The 12248-nt window shown below is 51.7% G+C and carries 14 protein-coding genes; 8 read left to right on the forward strand and 6 right to left on the reverse strand.

Features of this window, described 5'->3' with window-relative positions:
• The first annotated feature begins 21 nt into the window (after positions 1-21).
• From BLR63_RS12705 to BLR63_RS12715, 3 genes are all read left to right on the forward strand, one after another.
• Positions 22-267, forward strand: a complete 246-nt coding sequence (locus BLR63_RS12705) for a DUF2933 domain-containing protein (RefSeq protein WP_026140267.1) — start codon at positions 22-24, stop codon at positions 265-267.
• A gap of 2 nt (positions 268-269) precedes the next feature.
• Complete coding sequence (locus tag BLR63_RS12710) at positions 270-2627, forward strand: heavy metal translocating P-type ATPase (RefSeq protein ID WP_080943238.1); 2358 nt, start codon at positions 270-272, stop codon at positions 2625-2627.
• Between the two features lie 112 nt (positions 2628-2739).
• Complete coding sequence (locus BLR63_RS12715; RefSeq protein WP_010565104.1) at positions 2740-2940, forward strand: heavy-metal-associated domain-containing protein; 201 nt, start codon at positions 2740-2742, stop codon at positions 2938-2940.
• Between the two features lie 30 nt (positions 2941-2970).
• Here the strand turns inward: BLR63_RS12715 and flgB are convergent, their stop codons facing one another.
• Positions 2971-3384: a flagellar basal body rod protein FlgB gene (gene flgB, locus BLR63_RS12720; protein ID WP_010565103.1), complete on the reverse strand. Its 414-nt coding sequence runs from the start codon at positions 3382-3384 to the stop codon at positions 2971-2973.
• A gap of 399 nt (positions 3385-3783) precedes the next feature.
• Here flgB and BLR63_RS12725 point away from each other — a divergent pair, with 399 nt between their 5' ends.
• The 5 genes from BLR63_RS12725 to BLR63_RS12740 all read left to right on the forward strand — a co-directional run bounded on the left by BLR63_RS12725 (position 3784) and on the right by BLR63_RS12740 (position 8015).
• Complete coding sequence (locus BLR63_RS12725; protein ID WP_010565102.1) at positions 3784-3990, forward strand: co-regulatory protein PtrA N-terminal domain-containing protein; 207 nt, start codon at positions 3784-3786, stop codon at positions 3988-3990.
• Positions 3991-4168: 178 nt separating this feature from the next.
• Positions 4169-6121: a copper resistance system multicopper oxidase gene (locus BLR63_RS12730; protein ID WP_010565101.1), complete on the forward strand. Its 1953-nt coding sequence runs from the start codon at positions 4169-4171 to the stop codon at positions 6119-6121.
• Between the two features lie 12 nt (positions 6122-6133).
• The gene (locus BLR63_RS31195) at positions 6134-6382 is read left to right on the forward strand and encodes a hypothetical protein (RefSeq protein ID WP_130926104.1); all 249 of its coding nucleotides are present in this window, start codon (positions 6134-6136) and stop codon (positions 6380-6382) included.
• Positions 6354-7418 (forward strand): copper resistance protein B, encoded by a 1065-nt coding sequence (locus BLR63_RS12735; protein ID WP_017848904.1) that lies wholly within the window; start codon positions 6354-6356, stop codon positions 7416-7418. Before BLR63_RS31195 ends, BLR63_RS12735 begins: the two co-directional genes overlap by 29 nt.
• A gap of 129 nt (positions 7419-7547) precedes the next feature.
• On the forward strand, positions 7548-8015 hold the full coding sequence (locus BLR63_RS12740; RefSeq protein ID WP_010565099.1) for a DUF411 domain-containing protein: 468 nt from the start codon (positions 7548-7550) through the stop codon (positions 8013-8015).
• Between the two features lie 333 nt (positions 8016-8348).
• Here BLR63_RS12740 and BLR63_RS12745 read toward each other — a convergent pair whose 3' ends face one another.
• The 5 genes from BLR63_RS12745 to BLR63_RS12765 form a co-directional block, all read right to left on the reverse strand.
• Positions 8349-8531: a DUF1289 domain-containing protein gene (locus BLR63_RS12745; RefSeq protein ID WP_010565098.1), complete on the reverse strand. Its 183-nt coding sequence runs from the start codon at positions 8529-8531 to the stop codon at positions 8349-8351.
• A 36-nt stretch (positions 8532-8567) separates the two neighbouring features.
• A complete protein-coding gene (gene dmeF / locus BLR63_RS12750) occupies positions 8568-9539 on the reverse strand; it encodes a CDF family Co(II)/Ni(II) efflux transporter DmeF (protein WP_010565097.1) in 972 nt (323 codons plus the stop codon).
• Between the two features lie 11 nt (positions 9540-9550).
• Positions 9551-9826 (reverse strand): metal/formaldehyde-sensitive transcriptional repressor, encoded by a 276-nt coding sequence (locus BLR63_RS12755; RefSeq protein WP_010565096.1) that lies wholly within the window; start codon positions 9824-9826, stop codon positions 9551-9553.
• A gap of 483 nt (positions 9827-10309) precedes the next feature.
• A complete protein-coding gene (locus BLR63_RS12760) occupies positions 10310-11635 on the reverse strand; it encodes an OprD family porin (RefSeq protein ID WP_010565095.1) in 1326 nt (441 codons plus the stop codon).
• A 217-nt stretch (positions 11636-11852) separates the two neighbouring features.
• The gene (locus BLR63_RS12765) at positions 11853-12185 is read right to left on the reverse strand and encodes a DUF2790 domain-containing protein (protein ID WP_034101776.1); all 333 of its coding nucleotides are present in this window, start codon (positions 12183-12185) and stop codon (positions 11853-11855) included.
• Positions 12186-12248: the final 63 nt, after the last annotated feature.

Here is a 12248-nt window from a genome sequence, read left to right on the forward strand (position 1 = left end):
GCTCACACTGGGGTCTAGATCATGAATAACCATCAGCATCCGTTTGGAAGCACCACCCCTCCATTTTGGAGGCGCAAAACAGGCGTTGTACTGATCATGCTCATCGCGATCGGTGCCTTCTACGTGGTGCGGGAACATTTCAGCCACGTTTATCCGTATTTGCCCTATCTCATTCTGTTGATCTGTCCATTGATGCATTTTTTTGGGCATGGACATGGCGGACATGATCATGGCGATCAGGCAGCAACCAACAAGGACGAAAAATAGCTATGCCCACTACACCGAGCCATCACGATCACGGTCCCGCCCACGCTGCCTCGCCCCCTGACGGTGATCTACGTGACCCGGTGTGCGGTATGGCGGTTACGCCTCCAAGTAAATTTGGCGAGTCTTATCAGGGACAGATGTATCAATTTTGCAGCCAGAAATGCCAAGAGAAATTTCGGGCAGATCCAGACCACTACAGTGGTAATCATCCCAGCACTGAACCCAGCATCTCCGCTACAGAGCCTGTGCTACAAGTAGCCACTGAATTTACCTGTCCTATGCACCCGGAAATAAGACAGCCAGGGCCCGGCAATTGCCCTAAATGTGGCATGACATTAGAACCGGTCATGCCCGCGCTAGATGACGATGACAAAACCGAGCTCCGGGATTTCGCTCGCCGCTTTTGGTGGTCGCTGCCTTTAACCGTGATAGTGACCCTTCTAGCCATGGCGGGTCATTCATTACAATTCTTCCACGGCTCGGTTCAAAACTGGATCGAGTTCGCTCTGGCGACGCCGGTCACCTTATGGGCAGGTTGGCCCTTTTTTGTAAGGGCCATAGCATCTGTTAGAAATCGCAGTCCAAACATGTGGACTCTGATTGGGCTGGGGACTGCCGCAGCCTATCTTTACAGCGTCGCGGCAACCCTATTTCCCCAAAGTTTTCCCACCACCTTCATGCAAGATGGACGCATCGGCGTCTACTTCGAAGCCGCTGCGGTCATCATCTCGCTCACCTTGCTTGGGCAGATTCTTGAGCTCAAAGCACGTTCACAAACCTCCGCCGCCATTAAGTCCCTTCTAGGCCTGTCTCCCAAGACTGCACGCAAGATCAACGCCGATGGTCAGGAGGAAGACATTCCTCTTACCCATGTTCACTTGGGAGACCATTTGCGGGTCAGACCTGGTGAAAAGGTGCCAGTTGATGGCTCCGTACTCGAGGGAGAAAGTGCGGTGGATGAATCCATGCTCACTGGTGAACCTGTGCCGGTAATGAAAAGAGCAGGGGATAGTTTGATCGGCGCCACGCTTAATACTCATGGGAGCTTGGTGATGGAGGCGCAAAAGGTCGGCGCCGACACCATGCTGTCGCAGATAGTACAAATGGTCGCTCTAGCCCAACGCTCCAAAGCGCCAATGCAACGAATGGCCGACTCGATTGCCGGCTACTTTGTGATGGGGGTTATCGCGATTGCGTTGCTGACACTCTTAGGCTGGGGGCTATTCGGCCCAGAACCCAGCTGGGTCTTCGGCCTGATCAACGCTGTCGCCGTACTTATCATCGCTTGCCCCTGTGCACTGGGTCTCGCAACGCCCATGTCGATCATGGTTTCGACGGGTAAAGCCGCCAGTATGGGTGTGCTGTTCAGGGATGCCAGAGCCATCGAAAACCTTTGCAAGATCGACACACTGATTGTCGATAAAACTGGGACCCTGACAGAGGGACGGCCGGTATTTCACAGTGTGGAGGCCACACCAGATTTCAACCCACACGATGTTCTTCAACTGGCCGCTAGCCTTGATCAAGGCAGCGAACACCCTTTGGCTCATGCCATCGTCGATCACGCCCGAACTGAAAATGTTGCGCTCACCAAGCCTGAATCGTTTGAGTCCGGGTCAGGGATTGGAGTCAGTGGCCTCGTTGATGGTAAGAAAGTACAGCTGGGCAACACTGCACTGATGGAAGCTGCCGGCGTGAGCACTAAGGTCTTACAAGACCGTGCAGAGTTGTTGCGCCTTGAAGGCATCAGCATCATCTATCTAGCAGTTGACGGGGTCTTGGCAGGATTACTGGCGGTCTCAGACCCGATAAAACCGACCTCTAAAGAAGCAGTCACCAAGCTTAAGGCTGATAACGTAAAAATCATCATGGCCACCGGAGACGGGCTCACCACCGCACGTGCTGTCGCCAGGGAGATGGGTATTGAAGAGGTTCATGGTGAAGTGAAACCTCAGGACAAGGAGCGCCTGGTGGCGGACCTCCAGCAATCCGGTCGAAAGGTTGCCATGGCCGGCGACGGTATCAACGACGCACCGGCCTTGGCGCGAGCAGACGTGGGCATTGCCATGGGTACAGGGACTGACGTCGCGATGAATAGCGCGCAGCTCACGCTGGTAAAAGGCGACCTGATGGGGATTTTACGAGCACGGGCACTTTCGGTTGCAACGGTGAAAAACATGCGGCAAAACTTGGGGTTCGCCTTCCTTTACAACTCAATGGGTATCCCCCTCGCCGCAGGCCTGCTCTACCCACTGACGGGGCACCTTCTGTCGCCAATGATCGCTGCGTTAGCCATGAGCGTCAGTTCTGCATCTGTAGTTTTCAATGCTTTGAGACTGAGGAATACCCGAATAGATTGAGCGTAACCGATGCTCGCAGCCCGTTAATACATAACCCTTGACCTTGCCATTGTGTCAACGTTGATGCTGGTGTTGCGGTGAAAAGAGACCGCTCAGCACAAGAGGAATAACCATGTTCGTCTTAAACGTATCAGGCATTGGTTGCGGTAGCTGCGTCAGCAAAATCACCAAAGCAATTCAGTCACTGGACAGCAAGGCTACGGTTTCCGTGGATCGCGCGGCAGGTAAGGTAACCGTTGAAAGCAGCGAACCCCCAGAGCAGGTCCGTAAAACTGTGGAAGCACTCGGTTTCCCTTCCCAAATCAGCGCCTGAGGCGCTGATTCCCTCGCTGGGTGAGGTTTATTAGTCACCTCGTAGAGCTTTAAGTAGCCCCTTAAATGCTCCATTCAATCGAGTAAAAGCAGTTTCGAAATGAATCGAATTTTCCGTATATTTTGCCACCTCGACCTGTTGATCCACAGTATTTTGATCAATGGAAGGTTGGTTCGGCGTGCTGTAAAGCAAAGCGCCGCTGTGAATATCACTTGCTAATTCGTTTACGGCAATATGTTTTGGGTTTGTTGTTTTCAAAGAGAACGGAGTAGCAAAACCTCCTTTTGTCTGGCTAGCCAGGACAGCGGAAAAGTCCAAATCTCTGGCCTTAAAGTTAGGAGTGTCGACATTAGCGATATTATTGCTAAGCACCTCAGCTCGTTGGCTGCGAAAAAGTAATGCTCTTTCTGCGGAGCCAAGCGCTTTTTCAAAATTAATACTCACCGGTGGCCACCTTTAGTTACGCTAAGTTACGCTGCCATTTAGCATTCCCACCTATATCGAACACTCAAGTGCTTAACGTAGTGCATCCGAGTCGAGATACAATTCAAGTGCGAACGAAAAAACGTCAAACCTCCGCGAAAGTGACCGGAAGATTACACAACCGCACAGGTAAGTTTTAAAGAGTAAATGGCGGTTATGTGACGCTGGATGGCTTAGACCTTACGGACTATTCACTCTGTATCTCAAGAGAAATATCGCAACCTGACACAACTGTAATATTGGCCTAAGCTTCCTGTCAGGGGATGAGTCTTATAGTCCTATTGAGCCTCAAGCTCACCTCTTAGAGTCAACGATTGATGTGGATTCAGGGGGCATCAATACTCATCCGAGGAACCCCAAATGAATCCTATCAAAACCTTGTTCGTCATCGCTGCTCTGACCGTTTCTTCTTTGGCTATGGCTGAAGGCGGTGGTGACCGGACTTTCGCACGCATGGAAGTGGCCAGGAATAATTCGATGGAATCGTACCGAGTGGCTCAAACGCAAAATGCCCAACCTCCTGTCGCTGAAAGCAAAGCCAAGGCGATGGACCACAAGAATTGCTAAATAGCTGGGCCCTCCAAGCTGACAGAAATGTAATCACTGCGGTGGTTTAAATGTGGCAATTTCTGAACTCGCTTGCCGTAAGAGTTTGTCTTTTGTGACGGTGGGCAAAGCTGATCCGGGCAACTCATGATCGGTTGTTTCGCACGGCTTCCCTTTTGACTGATTGGAAATAAACGGCATGCATTCCAAAACCTCTAGACGGACATTCGTAAAAGGCTTGGCCGCTGGTGGCATTCTCGGCGGCTTTGGCCTTTGGCGCACTCCTGTATGGGCGGTGACAAGTCCTGGTCTGCCGAGCGTACTCACCGGCAATGAATTTGATCTGTTTATTGGTGAAACCCCGGTAAACATAACCGGCTCGCCGCGAACAGCCATGACTATCAATGGATCATTGCCAGGACCTTTGCTGCGTTGGCGCGAAGGAGAGACGGTCACTCTGCGTGTAAAAAACCGCCTGGACCAAGACACCTCAATCCATTGGCACGGGATCATCCTGCCGGCCAATATGGACGGTGTACCTGGCTTGAGTTTCCATGGCATTGCACCCGACGGCATGTACGAGTACAAGTTCAAGGTTCATCAGAATGGTACGTACTGGTACCACAGCCACTCGGGCTTACAGGAGCAGGCAGGGGTTTACGGACCAATCGTTATCGACTCGAAAGAGCCTGAACCTTTTCAATACAACCGCGACTATGTGGTGATGTTGACTGACTGGACCGATGAAGATCCTAGTCGTGTCATGGCCAAGCTTAAGAAACAGTCGGGCTACTACAACCACCATAAACGCACTGTTGGTGATTTCATCGACGATGTCAGTAAGCAAGGTTGGTCAGCAACAGTAGCTGACAGGAAGATGTGGGCTGAAATGAACATGAGCCCAACCGACCTTGGAGACGTCAGCGCAGATACTTACACCTATCTCATGAATGGCCAGGCGCCCAACGGTAACTGGACCGGTATTTTCAAGCCGGGTGAGAAGCTACGCCTACGCTTTATCAACGGCTCGGCGATGAGCTATTTCGACGTCCGCATTCCTGGTTTGAAAATGACCGTTGTGGCCGCCGACGGCCAACACGTGAACCCAGTGAGCGTTGACGAATTCCGCATCGCCGTAGCTGAAACGTATGACGTGATCGTAGAGCCTGCCAGTGAAGAGGCTTACACCATCTTCGCCCAGTCTATGGATCGGACGGGTTATGCACGCGGAACCCTCGCACTTCGTGAAGGGCTAGTTGCTCAGGTACCTGCTATAGATCCACGTCCAATCGTCACTATGGATGACATGGGGATGGGCGGTATGGCTGGTATGGACCATGGCAGCATGGCCGGTATGGGCGGCGCCGAGAAGAAGTCAGGTGAAATGTCGGGCATGGCTGGCATGGACCACAGCAAGATGACCGGTATGGACCAAAGCGACATGACCGGGATGACCGGCATGGACAGCGGTGACATGACTAACATGGCGGGTATGGATCACAGCAAGATGGCGGGCATGGACAAAAGCGACATGTCCAGCATGGCCGGGATGGACCACAGCAAGATGGCTGGAATGGGTAGTGGTGATATGTCAGGGATGGCTGGCATGGGCGGTATGGGTGGAGAAATGCAGACACACCCTGCCTCCGAAACCAACAACCCCCTGGTTGACATGCAAGCCATGAATCCAACGCCAAAACTAAACGATCCTGGAATAGGCTTGCGGAATAATGGTCGTCGAGTGCTCACTTACTCCGACTTGAAAAGCACTTTCCAAGACCCTGACGGCCGCGAGCCAAATCGTACCATCGAGCTTCATTTGACCGGTCACATGGAGAAGTTTTCGTGGTCGTTTAACGGCATAAAATTCTCTGACGCCGAGCCGCTTCGCCTGAAGTACGGTGAGCGTCTGCGCATCACCTTGGTGAACGACACCATGATGACCCACCCCATCCACCTTCACGGCATGTGGAGTGACCTCGAGGATGAGAACGGCAAGTTCATGGTGCGCAAGCACACGATCGATATGCCGCCAGGTACCAAACGCAGCTATCGAGTTACCGCTGATGCCTTAGGCCGTTGGGCCTATCACTGCCACCTGCTTTTCCATATGGAAATGGGCATGTTCCGTGAAGTACGGGTTGATGAGTAAAGGAGACGATCTGTGAGCACATACCTTAATCGTAATTCCCTGGTGGGTTGCCTCTTTGCCGTTGGCCTGCTGGGTGGACTCCCGCCCATGGTGCTGGCACAAGAAAATGGCAGCGATCATTCAACCAATGTTCCTGCTACAGCAACGGACAAGCCAGCAATGACGGCGAACGATTCGAAGCTAGATCACGGGGCAATGGACAATAGCAAGATGAGCCATGAGTCGATGGATCATGACCAAAAAACCAAAAAGGCAGATTGAGATCATGACCAGTAAATTTTTACGCCCAACGTTGATGGCACTTGCAGTCTCTACCAGTCCTGCATTTTTCTTCATGGCCCAAGCTGCTGAGGAGATGGATCCGTCGATGGCGATGCCATCAAGTGCGAACGCGAAGCCTTCAACTGCGCAGAAATCCAAACCAGCCAAAGCAAAAGATGGCGCAATGGATCACTCCAAGATGGACCACGGCTCAATGGGAACTATGGACCATAACAAGATGGGGGCCATGGATCACAGCAAGATGAGCATGGACGACGGGCAAATGGACGGTATGGAAAGCATGGCTGGAGGGGCTACGACCACAAGCCGAACCCCTGTCCCCGTACTTACCGACGCTGACCGTGCAGCCGCCTTTCCAGATGTGGCAGGTCATGGTGTACACGACAAAAAAATCAACTCGTTCATCCTTCTGGATAAGTTTGAGTACCAAGACGCTGACAACGGGAGTGCGTTGGCCTGGGATGCCAAAGGGTGGATCGGCGGTGACGTTGATCGCCTGTGGCTGCGTTCGGAAGGTGAACGTACCAATGGCGTGACGGAAAACGCCGAACTCCAAGCACTCTGGGGGCACGCCATCGGTCCATGGTGGGATGTCGTCACGGGCGTTCGGCAAGACTTCAAACCCGGGTCGCCTCAAACATGGGGAGCGCTCGGTATTCAGGGCATGGCCCTCTATAACTTTGAAGCTGAAGCGACTGCCTATATCGGTGAAAACGGTCAAACCGCTGCTCGATTTGAAGGCGATTACGACATCCTGCTGACAAATCGCCTGATCTTACAGCCGACAGTCGAAGTAAACATGTATGGAAAAAATGATCCCCAGCGCGGCATAGGATCTGGATTGGCCAACACCGAAGTAGGGTTCCGGTTGCGTTACGAGATTGTTCGCCAATTTGCCCCTTATGTCGGGGTTACCTGGAATCGCTCCTACGGCAAGACCGCCGACCTGGCCAGCGATGAAGGGGAAAAGACCAACGAGGCTCGATTTGTAGCCGGTATTCGGATGTGGTTCTGAGTGGTTTGAGCAAAAGCCCTACGATTTTTGAATAACAGGGGGGCGGCTCCCCGACTCAAATATAATACCTTCAACCAAACCTTTGCAGCGGCATTCATCTCGCCGCCGCCAAGGGAAAAGGAAATATCCATGACAGGTAGCTTCCGACTCTCAAGTCGATTTCTGCGTATCGCAACGTTCGCCGCACTGTTCATCGGTTCAACCGCTCAAGCAGCACAGGCGTTGGCCATCGATGTTCACCGAGATGCTAACTGCGGATGCTGTAAGAAGTGGATTCAGCATCTTGAGGCCAATGGCTTCACCGTCATAGATCATGTAGAGACCAACATGAGTGCTGTCAAACAAGATCTGGGGGTCGCTCCACGACTCTCGTCTTGCCACACTGCGATGATCAACGGAAAGTTTGTTGAAGGTCACGTGCCTGCCGAGCAAATAATTGCGATGAGCAAACGTGACGACCTTCTCGGAATCGCCGCCCCTGGTATGCCAGCAGGTTCTCCAGGAATGGAAGTCGACGGAGTGCATGAGGCTTACCAGATCATCGGCCGGAACAAAGCTGGCACAGATCAGGTCATTGCTGAATACCCCGAAAACTAACCCCCCCGATCCATCCCGTTACAGCATGGTCACCGTTCATGGCCATGCAGTGGGACTTGCTCTGTCGACATTATTCTCAAACAATTCGCCAAGGACGATCAGCAACAGTTGTACAGGCGCACTTAAACCACATCGGATAACCCCGCACCGCTGTCCTCAATAACAATTTTAGATGAGTTCAAGTAATTGGTGATGACGCCGTGACACGCACTGCGCAGCAGATTGCTGACCGCGATAGTGATCGGTTTGGAAATGGCGTTGCCCCTCAGCTTGCCCTCCCAAACCAGGACATCTGTCTCGGCTGAAAAAGTTGAAAATGTAAATGACGGTGGTTTAAGAGTTCTTTTTTTGCAGGCTTTTCAGGCGCAGGGTCGCCCGTTGTACAGAGGCCATTTTTTCTGGACGCTTCATTCGTTTCCATTTTTTGATGTCTTCCTTGGTGCGACCGCAGCTGACGCACAGTTCGCTGTTCAGCTGGCAAACAGAGATACAGGGATTTTCGATGTCCTTGGCCATTGTTCAATTTCTCGTCGAACTCTACGTGCTACGGGTTCATTGCGAAGCAAGCACGGCGAGCTGATCGGGTGAATCAGCGACCAACTTCGTGCGGTACTCAACTGTCAAATGAGTGATCTCATGAACCGTTGCAAGCCGTTCTCGTATGTTTTCCGCATTCACTGCTGGGCTGCCCAGAACACTCACAATCGCAGCGCGGGCTTGCGGCCCCACCTGCCAGACATGAAGATCAATGATCGAAGCATCTCCCGGTTGCTCAACCAGTTCACGAATCTCTTCAGCGACATGATCATCTGTCTGATCGAGCAATACACCCGCAGTCACCCGCATCAACGACCAAGCCCAGCGCGCAATGACAACTGCACCCACAATCCCCATTGCAGGATCGAGCCATACCCAGCCAAGGTATCGACCAGCAAGCAGTGCTGCGATGGCCAGAACCGAAGTCAGTGCATCTGCAATGACGTGAACGTAAGCAGAGCGCAAATTATTGTCGTGACCATGCGCATGGTGAGATTCATCGTGGCCGTGGTCATGCCCATGGTGATGATCATGACCACCAGACAGCAAAAGCGCGCTCACCACATTCACTGCTAATCCTACAATTGCGATAAAAGTCGCTGTTCCGAATTGCACTTGAGTCGGTTGAAAGAGACGAAATAGCGACTCTCCGGCAATTCCCAAGGAGACCAGTCCCAAAATCAGAGCAGAGGCGAAGCCACCCAGGTCTCCCACCTTGCCAGTTCCAAAACTGTAGCGCGCACTTGAGGCATGTCTTTTTGCGTAACCGTAAGCAGCTGCGGCAATGCCAAGTGCTCCGGCGTGCGTTGCCATGTGAAAACCATCTGCCAGCAATGCCATTGAGCCAGTGAGATAACCGGCAGTGATTTCAGCAACCATCATTACGACGGTCAGAGCCACTACCCACAAGGTTCGCTTTGCGTTTTCTTCATGTGATTTCCCAAGGAACATATGGTCGTGGGAAAAGTCGATGTACGCATTACTCATTTGGGTAAATCCTATTTGGAATAGCGGCGAATGGCTTCGAGAAGCTCATCGACGCCTTTCGCTCTTTCTTCGTTGCTGAGTGTGGGATTCGCGACGTGTTCACGAGCGTGATCTTCGATGATTTCATCCATCAGCCCATTAATAGCGCCACGGGTCGAAGCGACCAAAAGCAAGGTTTTGGAGCAGTCATCATCAGAGTCGAGTGCTCGCTCAATCGCCTGGATCTGCCCAGCGATGCGCTTCACGCGTTTAAGAAGATTGTCTTTGCTTGATCTCAAATGACCCATACCATACCCCCCTGCCTATATTGAGTGCATCATCACATGCTCCAACGAACCATACAAGCGTGCCGTGGAAGCCTTCCGACCGGCAGCGTTGCTGCAATAAAATCTGCAATCGAAACAATATCGTTTTGCTGGGCAAAACCAATAAAGTCGAGGAGCAGATACGCCCCTCAGTCACGCTTAGATGGCGGGTGTCTGTAGGATTATCTGAATGCCCTAGCCTTGGATCGCGCAGAACCCCGTACAACTCAGGGATAGGCTATGAGGCCTCTCAAGCAAGACGTCATCTTCCGCAAAAGCGACTCAGTACAGTAGTTGGCCCCATAGTGCGAACACTGGAACGACGGCTAAGACAAATAAACTGTAACGACAGTCCACAAAAAAAGGCGCCACTAGGGCGCCTAAGCCGTCTCCAAAACCAAAGGAGAAACAAAGAGACGGGGTGTATCTGGTAATCGGACACCTGATGCCGAGGGCTAGCGCCCGTTAAAGGAGTTGCAGTGGATATTCGACAATCAGTCGGACCTCGTCCAAATCAGATTCGAAATCGGTGGCTCGTGTCGTTGCCTGGCGAACACGCAAAGACATATCCTTCAGAGAACCTGACTGGATGACGTACTTAGCCTCAATGTCTCGCTCCCAACGCTTTTGGTCCTGTAATGGGGCACCATCCGCTCCGCGACGCATGTACACGCTGTTCGCGTTGGAATAGTCCGCGTCCCAACCCTTCGCGTAACGAGTCATGAAGCTAAGACCGGGGATGCCGAAAGCCTGCATATCTAGATCATAGCGTAGCTGCAAAGATTGCTCTTTCGGGGAGTTGAAGTCGCTGTACTGAATAGAGTTATCCAAGAAAATCGAATCTGATTGACGTAGGTAGTCAAAGTCGTCGTTGCCATTGTTACGCTGATACCCGACGGTCACCGTATGAGCTCCGAATTTGACCCCGGTCTTGCCGCTCCAGATGTTGTTATCGAAGCTCCCCAGAAGTTTTTTTCCCTCATCAACGGCTCGGTAATAATTAAAGCCACCGATCAGCGATACGCTGTCTGAGAGTGGATAGCTCAATGTGGTGCCCGCGTAATACTGGTTCCAAACATCCTTGAATTGGCTGGTGTAAAGACTTACACCTACGTGCTCATTGACGGTGTAATCGCCCCCTAGATAAGCAATCCACGGAGCATCAACCGCCCCGGCGTAGAAAGTCGAAAAGCCATCACGCATGCCACTGGAGTTGGGTTGGCTCATCGCATGCAGCCGACCACCCTGAAGGGTCAGGTCTTTGATGCTGGTGTTGGTAAACGTTGCACCACGGAAACTTTCCGGGAGGAGTCGGGAATCCCCATACGCCACGACAGGAGTCGACGGAAAGACATCCCCTACCTTGACGACTGTATCCAGGAAACGGACCTTTGCGGCGCCGCCTACTTTTGAATAGGAGTCTTCAGGTTGGCCTTTACTGTTGTGCGGCAAGACATCGACTGAACTTCGAGCTCCCGAGCGACCATCGCCTGAGTCAAGCTTGAGGCCTTCCATTGCAAACGCATCGATGCCGAACCCGACGGCGCCTTGTGTAAAACCAGACTCAAAACGACCGATAATGCCATGAGCCCACTCTGCTGAGTAGCCATTGCCCGTAGGACTTGACTGGCCTTTTCGATAATCTCGATTGAAATAAAGATTTCGATTGAGAATACTAAAGGTGCTCCCCTCAATGAACCCTTCAGGCTTTTGTTCAACGCCCACTGCAACTTGCCCCATGCTCATGCCAAGGGCAATGAGAGAAAGACTGTAAAAGCTTTTATTGTTCATTTAACACTCCAGGCTTTAGCTTGGCAGAGTTTCTTTGTGAAATATTTTTATCATTATAAAAGCCACCGGCACGTGAGGGTTTCCTCTACGCGCCGGCAGACATAATTTCATACAATAGATAACTCCAGCGTGACCTGAAAATTACTTCTATGTCAGCGAACAGTAAGCATGCCTAAAAATATATCGAGTAGTCTGGTGCAGACATCGCTTATCTCTACTAGCTTCCGTGCGGGCAGTTTGTGCCCATGACCATGTACTCCAAGGTGTTGATCTTGCCCGCCGAATCTTCATAAGTCATGCGCGAAGGGGCTACGCCGCAGGTTTTATTGGCCTGAGTGGTACTGATTACCTTCTGGACATCAAGGTTCATTCCATATTCATAATGAACAACTTCAGGTATCGCCTTTCCGTTTTCTAAGGCGTACTGCTCCATTGCCTGTTGGTTCTCTTGCATCATCCGACCATACACACGGTCACCGCCTCCTTCAGCCATGGCTAATGAAGATAAGGTCAAAATCGAAGCGGCGCAAAACGCTTTCATTGCTGTCATTGCTTTCATGATTTTCTCCTAAAGCTCAATTTTCTGAGTTAAAGAGTAACAAGTGAAAGCTTT

The organism is Pseudomonas extremaustralis (assembly GCF_900102035.1).
Taxonomy (GTDB): domain Bacteria; phylum Pseudomonadota; class Gammaproteobacteria; order Pseudomonadales; family Pseudomonadaceae; genus Aquipseudomonas; species Aquipseudomonas extremaustralis.

Excerpts from the sequence above, each read along its gene's own strand:
- BLR63_RS12705 (WP_026140267.1), top strand. The coding sequence starts at position 22 with ATGAATAACCATCAGCATCCGTTTGGAAGCACCACCCCTCCATTTTGG.
- BLR63_RS12710 (WP_080943238.1), top strand. The coding sequence starts at position 270 with ATGCCCACTACACCGAGCCATCACGATCACGGTCCCGCCCACGCTGCC.
- BLR63_RS12715 (WP_010565104.1), top strand. The coding sequence starts at position 2,740 with ATGTTCGTCTTAAACGTATCAGGCATTGGTTGCGGTAGCTGCGTCAGC.
- BLR63_RS12725 (WP_010565102.1), top strand. The coding sequence starts at position 3,784 with ATGAATCCTATCAAAACCTTGTTCGTCATCGCTGCTCTGACCGTTTCT.
- BLR63_RS12730 (WP_010565101.1), top strand. The coding sequence starts at position 4,169 with ATGCATTCCAAAACCTCTAGACGGACATTCGTAAAAGGCTTGGCCGCT.
- BLR63_RS12735 (WP_017848904.1), top strand. The coding sequence starts at position 6,354 with ATGACCAAAAAACCAAAAAGGCAGATTGAGATCATGACCAGTAAATTT.
- BLR63_RS12740 (WP_010565099.1), top strand. The coding sequence starts at position 7,548 with ATGACAGGTAGCTTCCGACTCTCAAGTCGATTTCTGCGTATCGCAACG.
- BLR63_RS12745 (WP_010565098.1), bottom strand. The coding sequence starts at position 8,531 with ATGGCCAAGGACATCGAAAATCCCTGTATCTCTGTTTGCCAGCTGAAC.
- dmeF (WP_010565097.1), bottom strand. The coding sequence starts at position 9,539 with ATGAGTAATGCGTACATCGACTTTTCCCACGACCATATGTTCCTTGGG.
- BLR63_RS12755 (WP_010565096.1), bottom strand. The coding sequence starts at position 9,826 with ATGGGTCATTTGAGATCAAGCAAAGACAATCTTCTTAAACGCGTGAAG.
- BLR63_RS12760 (WP_010565095.1), bottom strand. The coding sequence starts at position 11,635 with ATGAACAATAAAAGCTTTTACAGTCTTTCTCTCATTGCCCTTGGCATG.
- BLR63_RS12765 (WP_034101776.1), bottom strand. The coding sequence starts at position 12,185 with ATGACAGCAATGAAAGCGTTTTGCGCCGCTTCGATTTTGACCTTATCT.